Consider the following 18,419-nt stretch of genomic DNA (forward strand, 5'->3'; position numbering starts at 1 on the left):
TGCCGGTGCCGGTCAGTCGCGGTCGGTGCCGCGCAGGTAGCGCAGCACGGCCTGGACCCTGCGGTGGTCGTGGTCGTCCTGGCCGAGGTCGAGCTTGGTGAAGATCGACCTGATGTGCTTCTCCACGGCCCGGTCGGTGATGGTGAGCCGGTCGGCGATCCCGGCGTTGTTCAGACCCTGGGCCATCACCTCAAGGACCTCGCCCTCACGCGGTGTGAGGCTCTCCAGGGCCCGGTCCCGGCGCCTGCTCAGCAGCTGTGAGACCACCTCGGGGTCGATCGCCGCGCCGCCCCCGGCCACCCGGCGCAGCACGGTGAGGAACTCCTCGATGTCGGCCACCCGGTCCTTGAGCAGGTAGCCGACCTTCTCGGCGCCGCCCCCGAGCAGGTCGGCGGCGTAGCGGCTGACCACGTGCTGGGACAGCAGCAGCACGGCCACCTCGGGGTGGTCTCGCCGAATGCGCACCGCCGCCTGGATGCCCTCCTCGGAGTAGGTGGGCGGCATCCGGATGTCGATCAGGCACAGGTCGACGTCCGGATGCTGGAGGACGGCGGCGGTCAACGCGTCGGCGTCCCCCACCTCCGCGAGGATCTCCACCCCGGAGTCCTCGAGCAGCCGGACCATGCCGCTGCGCAGCAGCACGGAGTCCTCGGCGATGATGACGCGCGGCCCCCGCCGTTCGTCGTGTGTGTCGGCCGTGCTCACGGTCACGCCTTCCATGGGATGTTCGCGGTCAGGACGGTGCCCCCGCCGGTCGGGCTGTGGACGGTCAGTATCCCGTCGACCGCGTCCACCCGGTCCCACAGCCCGTAGAGACCGGTGCCCGCCTCGGGGTCGGCGCCCCCGACCCCGTCGTCGGTCACGGTGACGCGCAGCAGCTCGCCCCTGCGCCCAAGGGCCGCGATCCGTTCGGTGGTCACCGCGACCTGCCCGGCGTCGGCGTGCTTGGCGACGTTGGTCAGCGCCTCACAGACCACGTAGTAGGCGACTCCCTCGGCCCGCGCCGAGGGGCGTTCGGGCAGGTCCACGTCGAGGCGGACCGGGACCGGGGAGCGACCGGCCGCCACCGGCAGGGCCGCGCCGAGCCCGTGGTCGGTCAGGACCCTGGGGTGCAGGCCGCGTGCGACCTGGCGGAGTTCGGTCATGACCTCCCGGGACTCCTCCTGCGCCTCGGTGATCAGCTCACGGGCGCCGTCGGGGTCGTGGGAGAGCCGGGCGCGCGCCCGGGTGAGGGTCATGGTGAGCGCGAGGAGTCGTTGCTGGGCGCCGTCGTGCAGGTCGCGTTCGATCCTGCGGCGTTCGGCCTCGGCCTCGTCGACCATTCGCAGTCGGCTGTCCTGGACGTGCAGGAGCCTGCGCCGCATCCGGACCTCGGGGGCCTCGAAGAGCAGCAGGCGGTGCAGGAGGACCTCGGTGGAGATCATGTGGGGGGCCAGGCGCAGACCGACCACGGCGGCCAGCGGCCCGACGACGACCAGGATCAGCGGGCCGACCAGATCGCCCGGTGTGCCCAGGGCCAGGATGTAGGCGATTCCCAGGGACGCGCCGATGGCGGCGGCGCCGCCGCACACCACGAACACCACGACCAGGCCCGCGGCGAACAGTCCGTGCAGGCCGGCGGCGGTGCTGTAGACCACCATGGTCCACGCGTCGCGGCCGAAGACGAACCGCCACACCCGGGTCCAGGGGTTGTCGTCGGCCAGGGGGTCGGGCGGGTTGGCCTCCACGATCCCGAACACGTTGGCGAGGCGGTCGCGCTGGACCCGGCAGGCGAGTCTGGCGAGCAGGGTGGCGGTGACGGGCAGGACGACCAGGAACCCCAGGGAGTCGCGGACGACCTGGGAGACCGGGTAGGTGAACCCGATGTCCGTCCAGGGCAGGAACAGCCCCATCCCGATCCAGCTCGCCACCATGACCAGCAGGGACACGGGGATCAGGTAGAAGAGGGCCAGGGTCAGGGAGGTCATCAGGTGCAGGACCTGGACCAGGAGCAGCCGCCATCCGCTTCCGTGGAGGTCGGAGGCGAAGGGTACACCGGCCAGGGCGGTCAGCCGGGCCCCGACTCTTCCGCCGCCCCGTTCCGCGCTCCGCGCCCGCTGTTCCCGTGTGCCGCTCACAGGACCAATCTAGGGATTGGGGCAGTTGGGCACGAGGTCAGCAGCACGAGGAACGCGGGTGGTGCCAGCACTACCGGCCTGGTCGGGGCGGGCCGAGTGCCGGATGGTGCAGGGTGGGGGTTCGGGTTCGTCGACCGGGGGTGACGGTGCTGGAACGGGTGTTGGAGGACGTCGGGGGCGTCAACACGTTCTTCCGGGTGGGGAGGGCTCCGCTCGGTGAGGGCTGGGAGCCGGTCACCGCGTGGGACGGACGCACCGAGGCCGGGCGGGAGCGGGTGGCGGTCGAGGTCGACCGAGTGCGGGCCCAGCTCGGGGCGGTCTCGGGTGTCGGCGCGCAGGACGTGGAGTGGCGGGTGGGCGCCTCGCTGTTCCACCAGGGGCTGGCCTCGCGGTTGCTCTCGCCCGTGCTGGCGGCGGGGCTGTGTCACGGGGTGCGCCTGCGCGCCGACCTGTTTGTCCACGAACCGGGGCGCTCGGGGTCCTTGGAGCTGCGCACGCGACAGACCCGGGCCACACCGATGTCAAGGGAACCCGTCGAGGTCGCAGCGTGGGTGGAGGAGACCGTGGTGGGGGGTGTGCTGGCCCACGTGGAGGAGGCGCTGTCCGGCATCGGCCGGGTCTCCACCGGTCTTCTGCGGGGCGACACCGGTGCGGCCCTGGCAGGGGCCGCACGCGCCCTGGGCGGCGCCCGGGGCGAGCAGCGCGCGCACGCGGAGGAGGTGGTCCGGGTCCTCACGGACCGGCCCTGCCTTCGGGGCACGGGTGCCTATGTCGGAGTGGACCGCGCCGGGTTGGCGGTCTTTCGCAGGACCACCTGTTGTCTGTACTACCGGCTGCCCGGGGGCGGTCTGTGCGGTGACTGCGCGCTGCGCCACCCGCCCACCACCCGTTCCCGGTGAGGAGACGTCCGTGCCGTTTCGCCCACGGGGCCGGTCCCGCTCGGCTCAGACACCGTCCGCCGCCCGGCGGACCGCCTCCAGGTCGATGCGGCCCATCGTGAGCATGGCCTGGGTGGCCCGGTAGGCCCGCTCCGGGTCGGGATCCCACACCAGGGAGTCCAGCTCCTCCGGGAAGACCTGCCAGGAGAGGCCGAAGCGGTCCCGGAGCCAGCCGCACTGGCTCTCCTGGCCGCCGTCGGTGAGCGCGTTCCAGTAGCGGTCGGACTCGGCCTGGTCGCGACAGATGACCTGGAAGGACACCGCCTCGTCGAAGGTGAAACCGCCCCCGCCGTTGAGTGCCGTGAAGGGCGCCCCGTCCAGTTCGAACTCAATGGTCAGCACGGTGCCCTCGGCAACCGGCATGTCGGGGCCGTAGTGCGTGGTCCTGAGCACGCGCGAGTTCTCGAATACCTGCGTGTAGAACTCCACCGCCTGTTCCGCCTGGCCGTTGAACCACAGACACGGCCTGATCGTGTGCAGGAGTGCCATGGTCTCCCCCTTCTCCCCGGAATTTCCCCTCTCCTCTTGGTACCCGCTTCTCTCATGCCGCACCACACTCCTCAAACTTCCCTAAACTCCTGCGACAGCAAGTATGCTGAGGGAAGTTTATGGAAGAAAAAGCGTCAGCAAGGAGAGTCGTGCCCCAGCAGTACTACTCGGTGGACCAGGTCGCGGACCTTCTGGGTCTGCACGTCAAGACGGTGCGCGCCTACGTCCGCGAGGGGCGTCTGGCGGCCACCCGGATCGGGAAGCAGTACCGTGTCCGCCGCCGTGACCTCGAGGAGTTCGCCGGTGGTCCGTTGTCCGAGGAGGAGGGTTCCGAGGCCCAGGAGGCTCCCCACGCGGAGGCCTCCACCGTCGTGCACGTCGACGGAATCGACCGCGCCACGGCCGACCGTGTCACCACGCTGCTCACCGTCACCGGGCGCCCCGAGGACCGTGGGCGGGCGCACGTCCAGGTGGTCCACGACCCGGGGCGCTCCCGACTGAAGGTGGTCATGGTGGGCGACCTGGCCTCCACCGCGACCTTGTTGGGCTACATCGACTCGCTTGTGGGTGACCAGCGGTGAGCGCTTCGGAAACAGCCGGGCCGCCGGGAAGGGAAACGGAGCCGACGTCGCGGACCCTTCCGGAGACCCGCCAGCTGGGCGCGCGCCCCGTCATGCTCTGCCCGGAGCTCGGACCTCCCCTGCGCGAGGCCGCCGACGTGATCGGTGACGCCTTCCACCACGGCGTCACCTGGGTCGCGGTGCCCGCCGGGCGCCTCGACCCGGACTTCTTCCGGCTGCGCACGGGCGTGGCCGGAGAGTTCCTCCAGAAGTTCGCCAACTACCGGCTCGGACTGGCCGTGGTCGGAGACGTCTCCGCGCACGTGGCGGCCAGCGACGCCTTTCGCGACCTCGTCCGGGAGTGTGATCGCGGAACGCAGTGCTGGTTCGTCCCCGATCTGCGAGCCCTGGGAGAGCGGCTGTCCCTCTGACCGGAGAGCATCGTCTCGCATTTTGAGATAATCATCTCACAAAGAGAGATGCCGGGGTAGGGTCGACCGAAGCCCCCGAGACGAAGGCGGAACCCGATGGCCCGGTACACGCACGGACAACACCCGACCGTCACCACCTCCTACCTGTGGCGCAACGCGGAGAACTCCGCCGCTTACGCGCTGCCGGAGATCAGGCCCGGGCACTCCCTCCTGGACGTGGGCTGCGGCCCCGGCAGCATCACCGTCGACCTCGCCCGCAGAGTCGCGCCCGGACGCGTCACCGCCGTGGACGCCTCCTCCGAGGCGGTCGAGCGGGCACGAGCCCACGCCGAGGAGGTGGGCGCGGACAACGTCGACTTCGTGGTCGGCGACGTCCACGGCCTGGACCTTCCCGACGACACCTTCGACGTCGTCCACGCCCACCAGGTCCTCCAGCACGTGGGCGACCCGGTGCGGGCGCTGGCCGAGATGGGCAGGGTCGCCCGACCGGGCGGCGTGGTGGCCGCCTGCGACAGCGACTACTCGGCCATGCTCTGGTACCCGCGCCTGCCCGAACTGGACGCCTGGATGACGCTGTACCAGGGGGTGGCCCGCGCCAACGGGGGCGAACCCGACGCCGGACGCCACCTGTTGGCCTGGGCGCACGCGGCCGGGTTCACCGAGGTCAGCTATGTCGCCGAGGCGTGGAACCACTCCGACCCCGAACGCCGGGCCTGGTGGGGCGACATGTGGTCGCACCGCATCCTGGAGTCGGCGGTGGGCCGCGACGCCGTCGAGAGGGGGATGGCGAGCCAGGAGGACCTGGAGTGGATCTCCCAGGGCTGGCGGCGGTGGAGCGCTCATCCCGACGGTGTGTTCGTGATCCCCCGGGGCGCGATCCTGTGCCGGGTTCCGGGCTGAGGCAGGCGTCGGCGGCCCGCGCACCCGTTCACCAGCCGTCTGGTCTCACCGCGACGAGGCCGGGTCCGCGAGCGCGCGGATCTCGCTGACAACGGTCCGCCAGGCCGGGGCGGGAACCTCGTGAGCCCACGCCCGGCAGGGTGACCAGACGGGCGCCGAGGATTCTCGAGGCGATCACGGTCGCAGCCCTTGGCCGGATCAGGGGGTCGTCCTCGCCGTGAAGCACCAGTGTGGGCGCCGTGACGGAGCTGATCGGCGGACCGCTCCACTGGGCTCCGATCTGACGGCTCTGCGCCCCGGTGTCCCGGGCACCCGCGTCGGCCAGTGCTTCGGCCCTGGTGAGGGCCTCCCCCTCGTCGAAGGGCTGGCCGGGCCCCGCGCAGAAGCGGGCCACGGCCAGCCCCGCCCGGACCGCGCCCTCCCTCGTGTCGGGGAAGCGCATTCGGCTGAGCCCCGCCACGGAGGGGATGTTGACGTAGCGCAGGGCGCCCAGGCCCCCGTGTCTCCGGGCACGGCGCTGGCCGAGGTCAGGCTGCGGACCCTGTCCGGGTGGCGGACGGCGACGCGCTGGGCCACGGTTCCACCGAGTGAGACCCCGAACAGGTGAGCGGACTCCCAGCCGAGTTCGTCCATGACCGCGACGGCGTCGTCGGTCATGTCCTCGACGGTGACGCGCCTGACCAACACCGTCCTGTTCCGAACCCAGCGATCTCCCACCGAGATCAACTGCCCGGCCGAGCCGCTTTGGGGGGCGGCTGGCGACGCATGCGCGGCCCACGAACCGCCTCCGGGGATCAGTCTCACGGAACACGCACCGGCCGACCCGGCGTGACACTGGCCGCGACGGCGACCGCCGATATATCGTCGGTCCGTCGGGACCCGGACCTCGACCCATCCGGAGGCACCATGACCGACCTGCCCATCGGATTCTGGCTCAAGCACCTGGACCGGCTCATCGAGAACGACCTCGACCACGCCCTGGCCGAGGACTCCCTCGGACGCCGTCAGTGGCAGGTGCTCAACTCCCTGCACGAGGACCCCGGCACCGTCCTCCAGCTGGACCAGCGCCTGGCGCCCTTCCTGGAGGAGGACGAGCCCACCGTCGCCCCGGCCGTGGAGGCCCTGCGTGAGCGCGGCTGGGTGAGCGGCCTGGTCTCACTGGAGCTGACCGCCGACGGCGAACGGGCCCACGGAGATCTCCTCCAGCGCGTCAAACGCACACGGGAACGACTGTGCGAGGGCGTCAGCGACCAGGAGTACCGGGACACCGTCAACGTCCTCGAACGGATGTCGGCCAACCTCGAACAGCCCTGACCGTCAGTCGAAGAGCAGTTCCCTGGTGAGCTCGACGAAGGCCAGGTCGTCCCGGCGGGGCAGCCCGAAGGCGGCGTCTCCGTAGGGGAAGGGTTCGGTCTTGCCGGTGCTGGTGTACCCGCGCCGCTCGTACCAGGCGATCAGCTCGGGGCGCTGCTTGAGGACCTTCATCCGGATCAGGCGGCACCCCCACTCGCGCGCGGCCGTGCGCTCGGCCTCGGCCAGCACGACTCGGCCCAGGCCCGCTCCCTGGAGGTCGGGGCGTACCGAGAACATCCCGAAGTACGCGCCGTTCACGCTGCGCTGGAGTTCGCAGCAGGTGACGATCGCACCCTCGGACTCGCCGACGAGCACCAGGGTGTTGGTGCGGCCGAACAGTTCCGCCATGGCGTCGGCGTCCACCCGCTGCCCGTCGAGGAAGTCGGCCTCGGTGGTCCAGCCCTGCCGTGAGCTGTCGCCCCGGTAGCAGGAGTTGACCAGGTCGACCAGCGCGGGGACGTCCTCGACCCCCGCGGGCCGGAACTCGACCCTGGCCCGTCCGTCCGGCACGCCCTCGCCCTGCATGGTGGTCACGCTCTCCCCCTCGAAATCCCTCGGGATCACCCCGAACCGCGCACCCAGTATGTCCAAGACCGGGGAGTGGCCGGGCCACCCCCTGGTGCGGACACCGGGCCGAGGCGATCGGACCGGGCTAGTGCCGGGTGGACTCGACGTGCGCCAGGAAGGATCGCAGCCTCGCGCTCCCGGCCTCGGAGGAAACCTGCGCCGGGTTGACCATCATCTGGAGGGCGAGCCCGTCCACGAAGGTGTGCAGGAACGCGGCCCAGGTCTCCAACCACGGGTCGGGGTGTTCGCTTTCGGGGTCGCGCAGGGGAGGCAGTCCGCCGAGTCCGCCGACCAGCCGGCGGTAGAGGCCCCGCTGGCGGGACCAGCGCTCCTCCAGGCGGGGGTCGAGATCCCCGAGGTCCCCGGCCGCCTCCCAGACACGGAACTCGGCGCTGCGAGTGGGGTCCAGGGGGAGCATGTGCTCGGCGAACCTTGCGGTGCGCTCGACCATGGAGTCCCCGGGGTTCATGGTGAGCGACTGTTCCCGCATCCGCCCGACCACGCGTTCCTCGGACAGGTCCATGGCGAAGACCAGCAGTTCCTCGCGGGTCCGGAAGTAGTGGCGCAGTGCCCCGGCGGAGAGCCCCGCCTCGGCGGCGACGGTGCGGATGGACACGGCCTGGGGGCCGGAGTTGGCGATCACCCTCCACAGGGCCTCGGCCAGCTCCCGGCGGCGTTCTTCGTGATCAACGATCTTGGGCACCCTCCTTTTTTAGCACATCTGTGTTATTTTATTTGGCACAGTCGAGTTGAAAAAGATGCGGAGAGACGCATGCCTCCCCTGGACGTACTCCTGCCGGTCGCCGGACTGGCGCTCCTGGACACACTGAGCCCCACCACCCTCGGTGTCTCGCTCTTCGTGCTGCTGAGCGGCGCCAGCTCCGTCGCCCGCCCCCTCTTCGTCTACCTCGGCACGGTGGCACTGTTCTACTTCGCCCTCGGGTGCGCGCTCATGCTGGGACTGGGAGTCGCCCTGAGCGAACTGTCCCACCTCGCCGACAGCCCCGTCACGGGCTGGGTCATGGTGGTCCTGGGGGCGGGCCTGTTCGCCTACTCCTGGGTGATGCCCACCAAGCGGCGCGCACCCCGCCGCCCGGCCTCGTTCCGGACCACCAGCATGGTCGGCCTTGGCCTGGCCACCGGACTGCTGGAGGCCGGGACCGCGCTGCCCTACCTCGGCGCGATCGGCGTCATGAGCACCGCCGAGTTGGCCCCGCACACCTGGGTCCCCATGCTCGCCGCCTACAACCTGGTGATGGTCCTGCCCCCGGTCCTGCTCTACCTGGGCCACCGCGTGTTCGGCGAGCGCCTGCGCCCCAGGCTGGACCGCTGGCGGGAGAAGATCGACTCGGGCTCGCGCGAGGTCCTGTCCTGGGTCATCGGCATCGTGGGGCTCATCCTGCTCATCAACGGTCTCCAGCAGGTGGGGATCATCGACCTCATCGACTCCCTCGACCTCTGAGACGGGGGCCGGGGAGGGTTGCGACAGGATGCGGCGGTAGCCCGCCCCGGTTCGGGGAGCATCAGCCCCGGATCCTGTTCCGATGTCCCCTCGACACCCGGGTCTGGTCGAGGGTCGACCGGTTCTGCCGTCAGCGCGGGGTGAGGACGCGGAACTCGTAGCCCTCGGGGTCGGCCAGGGCGGCCCAGGGGGCGTCTTCCCGCCCCAGGTCGACGGCGGTGGCGCCGAGGCCCTTCAGACGCGCGACCAGCTCAGTCAAGTGGGTCGTGGAGGTGGTCGCGAGGTCCACGCGCACGCGGTTCCGCACCGTTTTGGGTTCGGGCACGCGAAGCACCTCAACACAGAGCGCGGAAACACGTGCGGGTGTGCGTGGAGGACCTCCCGGCCAGCAGTCTCTTCGTCGGTCAGGAACACGGTGGGAGGAGCGCCCCTACGTGAGCGCGCTCTGACCGCTCCCCCGGGGTCAGCGGCCCTTCGCGTACAGCTCCGAGAGCAGAGCCACCGCCGCGTGCGTGGCCGGGTGCGGGTCGTGCCGCCGCCAGACCAGCCGCACGGGGATCAGCGGCGCGTCGCGCAGGGGCCGGAAGACGATCCCGTCGCGCCGGTACTGCGTCGCGGTGCTCTCAGGAGTGATGCCGACCGCACGCCCGGTGGCGATCTCGGCCAACCAGTCGTCGATGTCGCGGGTGGGTTCCATCTCCGGACGGGCGTCCTCCGGCCACAGGTCCGCGGTGGTGGTCCCGGTGCGGCGGTCGAACAGCAGGACCCGGCCCGCCAGCTCCTCCAGGCGCAGCGAGCGGCGTCGCGCCCAGGGGTCGTCGGAGGCCATCGCGCAGTGCCGCCGCTCGTGCCCCACCACGGCGCTGTCGAAGCGTTTGCTGTCGAAGGGCGCCCGAACCACCGCCAGGTCGCACAGTCCCTCCGCGAGACCCCCGGTGGGGGTGTTGGTGCGGATCAGGTGCAGGGCCACGTCCGGGTACAGGTGGGCCCAGCGGCGCTGGAACTCGGCCGTGTGGCGGCCCACCGCCGACCACGCGTGCCCCACCCTCAGCCGGGTGTGGCCGGTGGTGGCCTCGCTCACGAGGTTGTCGGCCTCGGCCAGGAGGTGGCGGGCTCGGGCCAGCACCTGGACCCCTGCGGTGGTGGGCGTGACGTTGCGGCTGGTGCGGTGCAGCAGACGCACGCCGAGGATGCCCTCCAACGCGGCGAGGGTCCGGGAGACCGCCGCCTGAGACACCCCGAGTTCGAGGGCGGCGTCGCTGAAGCTGCCGGTGTCCACGATCGCGACCAGGCAGCGCAGGTGGCGGAGTTCGAGATCCATGACTCCAGCGTATAGATGCTCAGTCGTATGCATTTTGCGTATGTGAAGCGCCGGTGGATGCTCGCGGTATGACGACTTCCACCGACACCGGACAGGGCGGGGACACGGCCGGGGGCAACGGCCCCGAAACGGGCGGGGGGCGATGGCGGGGCATGGCCGTGATGCTGACCGGCGGCGCCTCCAACCAGGTCGGCGCGGCCACCGCCGCCCTGGCCTTCCCGGTGATCGGGCCGGTCGGTGTGGTCGCGATCCGCCAGTGGGTGGCGGGCACCGTGCTGATGGCGGTGGGACGACCCCGGCTGCGCTCGTTCACCTGGCACCAGTGGTGGCCGGTGCTGGCGATGGCGGTGGTGTTCGGGTCCATGAACCTGACCCTGTACCTGGCCGTCGACCGCATCGGTCTGGGGCTCGCCGTCACCCTGGAGTTCCTCGGCCCCCTGGCGGTGGCCCTGGCCGCCACGCGCCGCTGGACCGACCTGGCCTGCGCGCTGGTGGCGGGCGGCGCGGTCGCGGTCCTCATGCGCCCGCAACCGTCCACCGACTACCTCGGGATCTCCCTGGCCCTGGTCGCGGCGGCCTGTTGGGCGGCGTACATCCTGCTCAACAGGACGGTGGGGCGGCGGCTGCCCGGAATCGAGGGGTCGGCCACCGCTGCGGGAATCTCCGCGCTCGTGTTCGTCCCCGTGGGGATCGTCGTCCTGTACCTGAATCCGCCCACGTTCACCGCCGTGCTGTGCGCGGCGGTGGCGGGAGTGCTCTCCTCGATGATCCCGTTCCTGGGTGACCTGTACGCGCTGCGCCGGGTCCCGGCCCGCTTCTTCGGCCTGTTCATGAGCGTGCACCCGGTGATGGCGGCCCTCGCGGGCTGGGTGGTGCTCGGGCAGGCCCTGGACTGGGTGGAGGGCGCGGCGATCCTGGCGATCGTGGCCGCCAACGCGGTCAGCGCGGGAACGGTCACCCGGGGTGCGCGGCCCGGCCACGAAGGAACTCCAGAACGGGTCCGGTCTGGCTCGTGAGGGCGTGACCGACCCCCGGAAGCACCCGCACGTGAGCGTGCGGAACGCACGCGCGCACCCGCCGGGCGGTCTCCGAGGAGTCGAACATCCGGTCGCGGTCGCCCACGGTGACCTGGAGCGGGAGGTCCAGCGCGCGCAGGGCGGAGTCGGTGAGGACCGGCAGGGCCTCGGTGCGCGGGCGGAACCGGGTGAAGACCGCCATGACCTCCTCAAGCACCGCCTCGTTCCCGGAGCGGTCGAGCCCCACCAGGTACCTGACGGAGCACTTCCGGGCGCGCGACCCGAAGAGCATCAGCAGCCCCGCCGCGAGGATGCTCCACCGGCGCTGTGTGCCCAGGCCTCCGGGGCATCCCAGGGCGAGGCGGGTGACCCGTCCGGGGCGGCGGACCGCGTAGTCCAGGGCCGTCCATCCCCCCAGGGACATGCCGACCATCGCGGCCGCCTGCACGTCGAGCCCGGCCAGGACGTCGTCCAGCCACAGCGCGCTGGCCTCCGTGGCCAGGTCAGGGCGGGAGGGCGCGCTCAGCCCGGGTTCGCCGACAAGATCCACCGAGTACACGCGGAAGTGCTCGGACCACGCGGGCAGGTCCCCGTACCAGTGACTGCTGTTGGCCCCGGAACCGTGCAGCAGGACCAGCGGCGGGGCCTGTTCGGGGCCGCAGGCGAGCACGAAGGTCTCGCCCTCGCGGGTGGGCACTCGCAGCCGCTGGGTCGGCACCGGAGCGTTGTCCAGGGTCCGGCCGTAACGCTGCCGGAGCCATTGCCCCTCGGCCTCGGTCCGGTAGATCGCACTCATGACATCCTCCCTTAAGTTCCCTAAGATACCCCAAGCCTCCGCATCTCAGGGAATAATAAGGAACACAGGGGAGATTCGAGCGCCAAGTTGACCTGAACTATTGTTGAGGTTCTACGGTTCGGGGGTAGCCAACGACACGGACCGGTGGATGACCCCATGAGTATGGAAATGACCGCGTGGAACTCGATCTACCACGCGATGCACGCCCACGAGGATCAACGCCCCTTCTCCCTGCCGGTCCTGCGCAGGATCGCCGCCTTCGCCCGCCCGCACTCACGCCCCTTGACCTGGTTCCTCGCGCTCAGCGTGCTTGTGGCCGCTTTGGCGGTTGCGTCCCCGCTCCTGGCCGGTGAGGTCGTCAACGAGATCGTGGACGGATCGCCCCTCAGGCCGGTCCTCCTGCTGGCCGGACTCATCGCCCTGGTCGCGATCGCCGAGGCCGTCCTCGCCCTGATCGTGCGGTGGCTCTCCTCCCGGGTCGGCGAGGGGCTCATCTTGGACCTGCGCACCACCGTCTACGACCACGTCCAGCGCATGCCGGTCGCCTTCTTCACCCGCACCCGCACCGGCGCACTGGTCAGCCGGCTCAACAACGACGTCATCGGTGCCCAACGCGCCTTCAGCGACGTCCTGTCCGGCGTGATCAGCAACTTCGTCACCCTCGTCCTCGCGCTGGTCGTCATGGTGACCCTCTCCTGGCAGATCACGCTGCTCTCGCTGGTGCTGCTGCCCGTCTTCGTCCTGCCGGCCCGCCGCATGGGCGCCCGCCTGGCCAGGATCGAACGCGAGCGCACCATCCACAACTCCGCCATGAGCACCCAGATGACCGAGCGCTTCTCCGCGCCCGGCGCCACCCTGGTCAAGCTCTTCGGCCGCCCCGGTGACGAGTCCGCCGAGTTCGCCCGCCGAGCCAGCCGGGTCCGCGACATCGGAGTGCGCACCGCCATGGTCCAGGAGGTCTTCTTCACCGCCCTGACCCTGGTCTCCGCGCTCGCCCTCGCACTGGTCTACGGCCTCGGCGGCTACTACGCGCTGCGCGGCCAACTCGACGCCGGAACGGTCGTCGCGATGGGCATGCTCCTCACCCGCCTGTACGCCCCGCTGACCGCCCTGGCCAGTGCCCGCGTGGAGATCATGAGCGCCCTGGTCAGCTTCAGCAGGGTGTTCGAGGTGCTCGACCTCGAACCCCTCGTCGACGAGAAGCCGGACGCGCGCACGGTCCCCGCCGGGCCGGTCTCGCTGGAGTTCGACGACGTCACCTTCGGCTACCCCACCGCCGACCGGGTCTCCCTGGCCTCCCTGGAGGAGGTCGCCACCCTGGACACCACCGACAACGGGCCGGTCCTGCACGGGGTGTCCTTCCGGGTCGAGCCCGGCCAGACGGTCGCCCTGGTCGGCTCCTCGGGGGCGGGCAAGTCCACCATCGCCCAGCTCACCCCGCGCCTGTACGACGTGGACGAGGGGTCCGTCCGTCTGGCCGGGACCGACGTCCGCGACCTCACGTTCGCGTCCGTGCGCGCCACGCTGGGCATGGTCACACAGGACGGACACCTGTTCCACGAGTCCATCCGAGCCAACCTCACCCTGGGATCCCCGGAGGCCACCGACGACCAGGTCTGGGACGCCCTGCGCCGCGCCCGCCTGGACACCCTGGTGGGCAGCCTGCCGGACGGGCTGGACACGGTGGTCGGCGAACGCGGCTACCGCTTCTCCGGAGGGGAACGCCAGCGGCTCACCATCGCACGCCTCCTGCTGACCGGGCCCGAGGTGGTCATCCTCGACGAGGCCACCTCCGCCCTGGACTCCACATCCGAGGCGGCCGTGCAGGCCGCTCTGGCCGAGGCCCTGGAGGGGCGGACCGCCCTGGTCATCGCCCACCGGCTGTCCACCATCCGAGCCGCCGACGAGATCCTGGTGATCGAGGCCGGAAGGATCCTGGAACGCGGAACCCACACCGAGCTGTTGGCCAGGGGCGGCCGTTACGCCGAGCTGTACCGGACCCAGTTCTCCCACGGGGACACCGAACCGGTGGCGGCTGGCCAGGCCCCCTAGCGGTGTCACAGACCCCGTTCCCCGGTGGCGCCACACCGGGGAACGGCCCATCCGTGGTCGGGGCCCGCTTGCGCGGACCCCGGCTCCCCCTGCCACCTGACCGGAAGGGTCACCTCGCTGGGAGAGGCACGCCCGTCAGCTCGTTTCCGACCGGGACGGGTGAGGGGCGGGGACACGTGGTGTGTCCCCGCCCCTTCCGATGGTCAGCCCCGTGTGTCCGGTCCGGGCCCGGTCAGGCGGCGCGGGGCGCGCAGACGCCAGGCCTCGTCCAGCAGCTCGGACAGCTCCGTGACCTCGACCAGACCCAGGCGCACCAGCACGCTGGCGTGCCCTTGGTAGTGGTCGGTGGTGAAGAACCGCTCCGGGCCGGCGTCCCTCAGTTCCTGACCGTGCTCGGCGCTGGACAACCACAGGACCAGGACGTCGGGCATGTCGTGCAGGCGGGCGAAGATCCTGCCCGAGGCATAGAAGGCGGGCCTGCCGTAGCAGGGGCGTTCGGTCACCTCCGGCAGTGCCAGCGCGATCCGCCGGACGTCGTCCTCGCCGCTCACGTGTGCTCCTTCCTGACTGGGGCGTCAGATCTCCTTGATGACCCGTGCCGGGTTGCCGACCGCCACCACGTTGGCGGGCAGGTCCTTGGAGACCACCGCCCCCGCTCCCACCACGGTGTTCTCACCGATGGTCACACCCGGGCAGACGATGACCCCGCCGCCCAGCCACACGTTGTCGCCGATGGTGATGGGCGCGGCCGCCTCCCACTTGGCTCGGCGCAGCTCGGGGTCAAGGGGATGCGTGGGGGTGAGCAGCTGGACGCCCGGGCCGATCAGCACGTCCGCGCCGATTGTGATGGGGGCGACGTCGAGCATGACCGCGTCGAAGTTGACGAACGAGCGCGGACCGATGGTGATCCGGTACCCCAGGTCCACCCGCAGCGGCGGGCGGACCTCGCTCCCCTCTCCCAGCTCACCGACGAGGTCGGTCAGGGCCTTGTGCCGGCCCTCCACGTCGTCGGCCGCACTGTTGTTGAAGGCCTCGGAGCGCAGCCGGGCCTGGGCCACGTCCGCGTCGATCTCGGGGTCGTCGGCGAGATAGAGCTCGCCGGCCAGCATGCGTTCCTTCTGAGTGCCCACGGGGGTCCTTCCTTCGGGAGTCCTGGCCCGACCCTAACCCCGGGGTCCCGTCGCGCACCTCGACTCAGAGGATCCGCCGGGCCCCCGGGAGGGACCGCACGGCGGCGGCCACCATCCAGCACAGCGGCACGGCCAGGGCGGCCATCCCGGCGAACTTGGCGAGGGCGCTGGCCTCCCACCCGCTCACGCCAGTCCGAGCGCGACCAGCACGAGGGCGTGCAGCACGTAGACCGCGAAGGCGTTCTCGGAGAGGAAGCCCAGAAAGCGGTTGCTCCGGTTGAACAGCCTCCGGAAGAGCACCAGCAGCGTCACCATCACGCCCGTGGCGAAGAGGGTCTCCGCCAGGAGTTGGGCGAGCACCTGCCAGCTACCCGGGGTCAGGGAGTCCACACCCAGGACCGCGACGGCCGTCCCCAGGGCGAGCAGACCCGCGACCGCCATGGTCGCCCCGACCCACCCCGCCGAGTTCGGCAGTCGCATGAGCCAGTTGCGCCGGTACGCGAACACACCCACGCTGAACAGGGCCGCGTACTGGGGCAGGTAGCCGGGGCTGGGCAGCCCCACGACCGGCCAGTACGGCGCGGGGAAGGCGAACCGCCACACGAAGGTGACCACCGCCAGCCCCACCGCGAACAGCACGACCGGAACGAACCAGCGCAGCGGCTCGGAGTCGGCGGGTCGCGACACGTCCCTGTCCGCACCAGCGGCCAAGGCCGGGGCGCGGCGCTCACGCAGGCCCTGGACCACCACGTAGACCAGGCTCATCACCAACAGGACCTCCACGAACCACATGGGTCCCGGGTCGATCCCGAACACGTAGAGCATCCAGTACGACAGCTCCGGGTCGGCGGCCAGCATGCCCGCGTGCGCGGGGGCCATGGCCAGGGGGCGCAGCAACAGCAGGAACAGCAGCAGTGGCACGCCCAGGCGGACCAGGCGTTCGCGGACGAAGGGGCGCCGTCCCCGGCGGTCCGCCGCCCCCGGGACGAAGTACCCGGCCAGCAGGAAGAACAGGCCCATGAAGAAGGTCTGGTTGAGGATCACGAACAGGTCCAACAGGCCGCCGGTGGGGTCCTGGGCGGGTTCGGTGTAGAACCACAGCGGGATGTTGCCGTAGGTGATGGCCACGTGGTGCAGGACCACCAGCACCGTCAGGAAGACGCGCAGGTTGTCGACGAAGAACAGGCGGGCCGTGGTGGCTGGTGGTCGGGTCGTGGTGGTCGTGGATGTTCGCGGTGTCATGGTGCCCTCTGTCCGGGTTGGGTGATCCCTGGGGCAGTCAGTCGGCTCGGGTGGCGCGGACCAGGAGTTCTCCCAGTTCGTCGGCGTGCGCGAGCAGGTCGTGGTCGGGGTGGACGCGCCAGTACTCGAACATCGCGTCGATGGACGACTGCTGGCTGACCGCCATCACGCGCACGTCGAAGTCGCGGAACTCACCGCTCTCCTGCCCGTGGCGGTAGAACGCCTCGAGGCCCTGGTAGAGCGGCTCGGCCTTGCGCCCTCCGAACCGGGAGCCGCCGTCGGCGTCGCGTGCGTGGATGAAGATCTGGGCGAGCGCGGCCATGCGGTCACGGTGTTCCAGCGCGTACTCGGCCACGCCGCGCACGTGGGCGCGCAACATCGCCTCGGCGTCGGACTGCGCCATGACCCGGGCGGCGACCGTTTCGGCGATCTCGGTGTAGACGCCCGTCACCACCTGGTCCATCAGCTCGTCCTTGCCGTCGAAGTGGTAGGAGATCACGCCCTTGCTGATCCCCGCGGTCCGGGCGATCCGAGCGAGGGAGGCGTTGGGATAGCCCGCCTCGGCGATGGTCGCCACCGCCGCCTCGATGATCTGCGCCCTGCGGGCCTCCTCGATGAAGGACCGCTTCTGCCCGTCTGGATAATTTTCTGACTGCATGGCCAGAATCCTATACGCGGGGCCAGGAATCCATGGGGGATGGCCCTGAACACCCCCCGAGCCGGACCCTGAGGGCTCTCGGTCCCCTCAGTCGTCGACCAGGCAGAACTCGTTTCCCTCTGGGTCGGCCAACACCACCAGGTCGGGGAGACGAGCCAGCACGGAGGCGCCCAGGGAGAGCAGGCGTTCGAGCTCGACACCGTCCCCGACCAGGTCCACGTGCACACGGTTCTTGGCCGCCCGGGGCTCGGGGGATCCTCTGGAAGAAGAAGGACGGGCTTCCCGACGGGCCCTCCACCAGAACCAGGGGGTCGTCCTCGGGGTCGAGCACGCCCTCCGAACGGAGTCGGGCCAGCTCCCCCTCGTCGTAGGGCGCCACGGCGTACCCGTCCATAGCCGCGGCCCAGAACCGGGCCAGCGAGGCGGGGTGACCGCAGTCCAGGACGATGTCGCGCATGAGTGCCATGGGCGCACCCCAGGCACGCGCGCACCGGGCCGCCTCGGGGTCATCTGCGCCCCACCGTTGTCGCCACCCGCACTGATCGGGCACGGCGGCCACGGCGGGTGCACAATGACCCCATGTCCACATCCGCACGGGGGTCGCTGCCGCCCTTGGTCGCCGCCGTGTCCGCCGGTGGGGCACTGGGCGCACTGACCCGGCACGCCCTGGACGTGCTCTGCCCGCCCGCGGCCTCCGGGGTCTCCTGGACGATCCTGGCGATCAACGTCACCGGCAGCCTGGTGATCGGCCTGCTCATGGAGCTGATCGTGCACCGCTGGCCCGGGAACCACCTCGTACGTCCCTTCTGGGGGGTGGGGTTCCTCGGCGGCTACACCACCTTCTCCGCCTACGCCACCGACGTGGTGACCGCCCTGGAGCGGGGCGCGCCACAGGTCGCGCTGACCTACCTCCTCCTCACGGTCGCCGGGGCACTCATCGCGGCTTGGGCGGCGTCCTCGTTGGCCCACCGGTTCCTCACACACGGAGGAGGGCGCAACCCGTGAGCGAGCTGATGGTCGTTCTGGGCGCGGCCGTGGGAGCTCCCGTGCGCTTCCTCGTGGACCTGGAACTCAGACGACGGTTCGGTGAGGGCTTCCCCTGGGGAACCCTGGTGGTGAACGTGGCGGGCAGCCTGATCCTGGGGGCGCTGCTGGCCCTCCCTCTGTCCCCCGAGGCGTTGTCTCTGCTGGGCGTGGGGGTGTGCGGGGCGCTGACCACGTACTCCACGTTCGCGTACGAGACGGTCCAGCTCTGCCGAACCGGCTCCCGAGGGCGCGCCCTTGTGAACGTGCTGGCCCACCTGGGCCTGGGCGTGGGTGCGGCGTGGGCGGGTCTGACCGTGGTCGGGGCACTGCTGGGCTGAGCCGATCGTCCCGCTACTGTGGC

The 18,419-nt window shown here is 71.0% G+C and carries 23 protein-coding genes and 3 pseudogenes; 10 read left to right on the forward strand and 16 right to left on the reverse strand.

Going from position 1 to position 18,419, the window contains the following annotated elements:
* Positions 1–12 precede the first annotated feature (12 nt).
* Both KBX21_RS01360 and KBX21_RS01365 read right to left on the reverse strand, forming a co-directional pair.
* Positions 13–720 carry a response regulator transcription factor gene (locus KBX21_RS01360; protein WP_049577338.1) on the reverse strand — a complete coding sequence of 236 codons (708 nt, stop codon included), beginning with the start codon at positions 718–720 and terminating at the stop codon, positions 13–15.
* On the reverse strand, positions 708–2,117 hold the full coding sequence (locus KBX21_RS01365; RefSeq protein ID WP_210840738.1) for a histidine kinase: 1,410 nt from the start codon (positions 2,115–2,117) through the stop codon (positions 708–710). Before KBX21_RS01365 ends, KBX21_RS01360 begins: the two co-directional genes overlap by 13 nt.
* 146 nt (positions 2,118–2,263) lie before the next feature.
* On the opposite strand from KBX21_RS01365, the gene KBX21_RS01370 reads away from it, so the two are divergent.
* Positions 2,264–3,016 carry a (2Fe-2S)-binding protein gene (locus tag KBX21_RS01370; RefSeq protein ID WP_307869125.1) on the forward strand — a complete coding sequence of 251 codons (753 nt, stop codon included), beginning with the start codon at positions 2,264–2,266 and terminating at the stop codon, positions 3,014–3,016.
* A gap of 45 nt (positions 3,017–3,061) precedes the next feature.
* Here the strand turns inward: KBX21_RS01370 and KBX21_RS01375 are convergent, their stop codons facing one another.
* Positions 3,062–3,544: a VOC family protein gene (locus KBX21_RS01375; protein ID WP_210840740.1), complete on the reverse strand. Its 483-nt coding sequence runs from the start codon at positions 3,542–3,544 to the stop codon at positions 3,062–3,064.
* 149 nt (positions 3,545–3,693) lie between these two features.
* Here KBX21_RS01375 and KBX21_RS01380 point away from each other — a divergent pair, with 149 nt between their 5' ends.
* From KBX21_RS01380 to KBX21_RS01390, 3 genes are all read left to right on the forward strand, one after another.
* Entirely contained in the window at positions 3,694–4,125 is a 432-nt protein-coding gene (locus KBX21_RS01380) for a helix-turn-helix domain-containing protein (protein WP_049577349.1), read from the forward strand.
* On the forward strand, positions 4,122–4,535 hold the full coding sequence (locus tag KBX21_RS01385; RefSeq protein WP_307869126.1) for a DUF4180 domain-containing protein: 414 nt from the start codon (positions 4,122–4,124) through the stop codon (positions 4,533–4,535). The genes KBX21_RS01380 and KBX21_RS01385 overlap by 4 nt, the downstream gene beginning before the upstream one ends.
* A gap of 96 nt (positions 4,536–4,631) precedes the next feature.
* The gene (locus tag KBX21_RS01390) at positions 4,632–5,435 is read left to right on the forward strand and encodes a methyltransferase domain-containing protein (protein WP_210840741.1); all 804 of its coding nucleotides are present in this window, start codon (positions 4,632–4,634) and stop codon (positions 5,433–5,435) included.
* Between the two features lie 28 nt (positions 5,436–5,463).
* On the opposite strand, the gene KBX21_RS27030 is transcribed toward KBX21_RS01390, so the two are convergent.
* Positions 5,464–5,895, reverse strand: a complete 432-nt coding sequence (locus KBX21_RS27030; protein ID WP_307869131.1) for a hypothetical protein — start codon at positions 5,893–5,895, stop codon at positions 5,464–5,466.
* Between the two features lie 44 nt (positions 5,896–5,939).
* A pseudogene (locus KBX21_RS27035) lies at positions 5,940–6,410 on the reverse strand (alpha/beta fold hydrolase); the annotation flags it as partial.
* Here KBX21_RS27035 and KBX21_RS01400 point away from each other — a divergent pair.
* Entirely contained in the window at positions 6,342–6,749 is a 408-nt protein-coding gene (locus KBX21_RS01400) for a MarR family winged helix-turn-helix transcriptional regulator (protein ID WP_210840742.1), read from the forward strand. The pseudogene KBX21_RS27035 and the gene KBX21_RS01400 overlap by 69 nt on opposite strands.
* Positions 6,750–6,752: 3 nt before the next feature.
* On the opposite strand, the gene KBX21_RS01405 is transcribed toward KBX21_RS01400, so the two are convergent.
* A complete protein-coding gene (locus tag KBX21_RS01405) occupies positions 6,753–7,313 on the reverse strand; it encodes a GNAT family N-acetyltransferase (protein ID WP_210840832.1) in 561 nt (186 codons plus the stop codon).
* Positions 7,314–7,440: 127 nt separating this feature from the next.
* Entirely contained in the window at positions 7,441–8,058 is a 618-nt protein-coding gene (locus tag KBX21_RS01410; RefSeq protein ID WP_210840743.1) for a TetR/AcrR family transcriptional regulator, read from the reverse strand.
* 69 nt (positions 8,059–8,127) lie between these two features.
* Here KBX21_RS01410 and KBX21_RS01415 point away from each other — a divergent pair, with 69 nt between their 5' ends.
* On the forward strand, positions 8,128–8,817 hold the full coding sequence (locus tag KBX21_RS01415) for a GAP family protein (RefSeq protein WP_210840744.1): 690 nt from the start codon (positions 8,128–8,130) through the stop codon (positions 8,815–8,817).
* A gap of 130 nt (positions 8,818–8,947) precedes the next feature.
* Here the strand turns inward: KBX21_RS01415 and KBX21_RS01420 are convergent.
* Both KBX21_RS01420 and KBX21_RS01425 read right to left on the reverse strand, forming a co-directional pair.
* Positions 8,948–9,199: pseudogene (locus tag KBX21_RS01420) on the reverse strand (VOC family protein); the annotation flags it as partial.
* A gap of 81 nt (positions 9,200–9,280) precedes the next feature.
* On the reverse strand, positions 9,281–10,138 hold the full coding sequence (locus KBX21_RS01425) for a LysR family transcriptional regulator (protein ID WP_210840745.1): 858 nt from the start codon (positions 10,136–10,138) through the stop codon (positions 9,281–9,283).
* Positions 10,139–10,206: 68 nt separating this feature from the next.
* Between KBX21_RS01425 and KBX21_RS01430 the strand changes: the two genes are divergently transcribed.
* Positions 10,207–11,154, forward strand: coding sequence for a DMT family transporter (locus KBX21_RS01430; RefSeq protein WP_210840746.1), 948 nt, complete (start codon positions 10,207–10,209; stop codon positions 11,152–11,154).
* On the opposite strand, the gene KBX21_RS01435 is transcribed toward KBX21_RS01430, so the two are convergent.
* Entirely contained in the window at positions 11,093–11,950 is an 858-nt protein-coding gene (locus KBX21_RS01435) for an alpha/beta fold hydrolase (protein WP_210840747.1), read from the reverse strand. The two genes, KBX21_RS01430 and KBX21_RS01435, sit on opposite strands and share 62 nt — an antisense overlap.
* Before the next feature lie 156 nt (positions 11,951–12,106).
* Between KBX21_RS01435 and KBX21_RS01440 the strand changes: the two genes are divergently transcribed.
* Complete coding sequence (locus KBX21_RS01440; protein WP_210840748.1) at positions 12,107–14,002, forward strand: ABC transporter ATP-binding protein; 1,896 nt, start codon at positions 12,107–12,109, stop codon at positions 14,000–14,002.
* Positions 14,003–14,205: 203 nt separating this feature from the next.
* On the opposite strand, the gene KBX21_RS01445 is transcribed toward KBX21_RS01440, so the two are convergent.
* From KBX21_RS01445 to KBX21_RS01465, 6 genes and pseudogenes are all read right to left on the reverse strand, one after another.
* Positions 14,206–14,553, reverse strand: a complete 348-nt coding sequence (locus KBX21_RS01445) for an MmcQ/YjbR family DNA-binding protein (RefSeq protein ID WP_210840749.1) — start codon at positions 14,551–14,553, stop codon at positions 14,206–14,208.
* Positions 14,554–14,577: 24 nt separating this feature from the next.
* Entirely contained in the window at positions 14,578–15,111 is a 534-nt protein-coding gene (locus KBX21_RS01450) for a sugar O-acetyltransferase (RefSeq protein WP_210840833.1), read from the reverse strand.
* A gap of 85 nt (positions 15,112–15,196) precedes the next feature.
* Positions 15,197–15,319, reverse strand: coding sequence for a hypothetical protein (locus KBX21_RS26830; protein WP_282104488.1), 123 nt, complete (start codon positions 15,317–15,319; stop codon positions 15,197–15,199).
* Entirely contained in the window at positions 15,316–16,374 is a 1,059-nt protein-coding gene (locus KBX21_RS01455) for an acyltransferase (RefSeq protein ID WP_247665026.1), read from the reverse strand. The genes KBX21_RS26830 and KBX21_RS01455 overlap by 4 nt, the downstream gene beginning before the upstream one ends.
* Positions 16,375–16,411: 37 nt before the next feature.
* Positions 16,412–17,032: a TetR/AcrR family transcriptional regulator gene (locus KBX21_RS01460; protein WP_210840750.1), complete on the reverse strand. Its 621-nt coding sequence runs from the start codon at positions 17,030–17,032 to the stop codon at positions 16,412–16,414.
* 87 nt (positions 17,033–17,119) lie between these two features.
* Positions 17,120–17,621 (reverse strand): annotated as a pseudogene (locus KBX21_RS01465) (VOC family protein).
* On the opposite strand from KBX21_RS01465, the gene KBX21_RS01470 reads away from it, so the two are divergent.
* Together KBX21_RS01470 and crcB are read left to right on the forward strand one after the other, a co-directional pair.
* Positions 17,612–18,037, forward strand: coding sequence for a CrcB family protein (locus KBX21_RS01470; protein ID WP_210840751.1), 426 nt, complete (start codon positions 17,612–17,614; stop codon positions 18,035–18,037). The pseudogene KBX21_RS01465 and the gene KBX21_RS01470 overlap by 10 nt on opposite strands.
* On the forward strand, positions 18,034–18,396 hold the full coding sequence (crcB, locus tag KBX21_RS01475) for a fluoride efflux transporter CrcB (RefSeq protein ID WP_210840752.1): 363 nt from the start codon (positions 18,034–18,036) through the stop codon (positions 18,394–18,396). The genes KBX21_RS01470 and crcB overlap by 4 nt, the downstream gene beginning before the upstream one ends.
* The last annotated feature ends 23 nt before the right edge of the window (positions 18,397–18,419 follow it).

Source organism: Nocardiopsis sp. B62 (assembly GCF_018070675.1).
Lineage (GTDB): Bacteria > Actinomycetota > Actinomycetes > Streptosporangiales > Streptosporangiaceae > Nocardiopsis > Nocardiopsis prasina.

Bases quoted from the DNA above. Each gene is read 5' to 3' on its own strand.
- KBX21_RS01455 (WP_247665026.1), bottom strand. From the start codon at position 16,374: ATGACACCGCGAACATCCACGACCACCACGACCCGACCACCAGCCACC.
- KBX21_RS01430 (WP_210840746.1), top strand. From the start codon at position 10,207: ATGACGACTTCCACCGACACCGGACAGGGCGGGGACACGGCCGGGGGC.
- KBX21_RS01470 (WP_210840751.1), top strand. From the start codon at position 17,612: ATGTCCACATCCGCACGGGGGTCGCTGCCGCCCTTGGTCGCCGCCGTG.
- KBX21_RS01405 (WP_210840832.1), bottom strand. From the start codon at position 7,313: ATGCAGGGCGAGGGCGTGCCGGACGGACGGGCCAGGGTCGAGTTCCGG.
- KBX21_RS01360 (WP_049577338.1), bottom strand. From the start codon at position 720: ATGGAAGGCGTGACCGTGAGCACGGCCGACACACACGACGAACGGCGG.
- KBX21_RS01425 (WP_210840745.1), bottom strand. From the start codon at position 10,138: ATGGATCTCGAACTCCGCCACCTGCGCTGCCTGGTCGCGATCGTGGAC.
- KBX21_RS01440 (WP_210840748.1), top strand. From the start codon at position 12,107: ATGAGTATGGAAATGACCGCGTGGAACTCGATCTACCACGCGATGCAC.
- KBX21_RS01390 (WP_210840741.1), top strand. From the start codon at position 4,632: ATGGCCCGGTACACGCACGGACAACACCCGACCGTCACCACCTCCTAC.
- KBX21_RS01375 (WP_210840740.1), bottom strand. From the start codon at position 3,544: ATGGCACTCCTGCACACGATCAGGCCGTGTCTGTGGTTCAACGGCCAG.
- KBX21_RS01450 (WP_210840833.1), bottom strand. From the start codon at position 15,111: ATGCTGGCCGGCGAGCTCTATCTCGCCGACGACCCCGAGATCGACGCG.
- KBX21_RS01460 (WP_210840750.1), bottom strand. From the start codon at position 17,032: ATGCAGTCAGAAAATTATCCAGACGGGCAGAAGCGGTCCTTCATCGAG.
- KBX21_RS01400 (WP_210840742.1), top strand. From the start codon at position 6,342: ATGACCGACCTGCCCATCGGATTCTGGCTCAAGCACCTGGACCGGCTC.
- KBX21_RS01415 (WP_210840744.1), top strand. From the start codon at position 8,128: ATGCCTCCCCTGGACGTACTCCTGCCGGTCGCCGGACTGGCGCTCCTG.
- KBX21_RS01435 (WP_210840747.1), bottom strand. From the start codon at position 11,950: ATGAGTGCGATCTACCGGACCGAGGCCGAGGGGCAATGGCTCCGGCAG.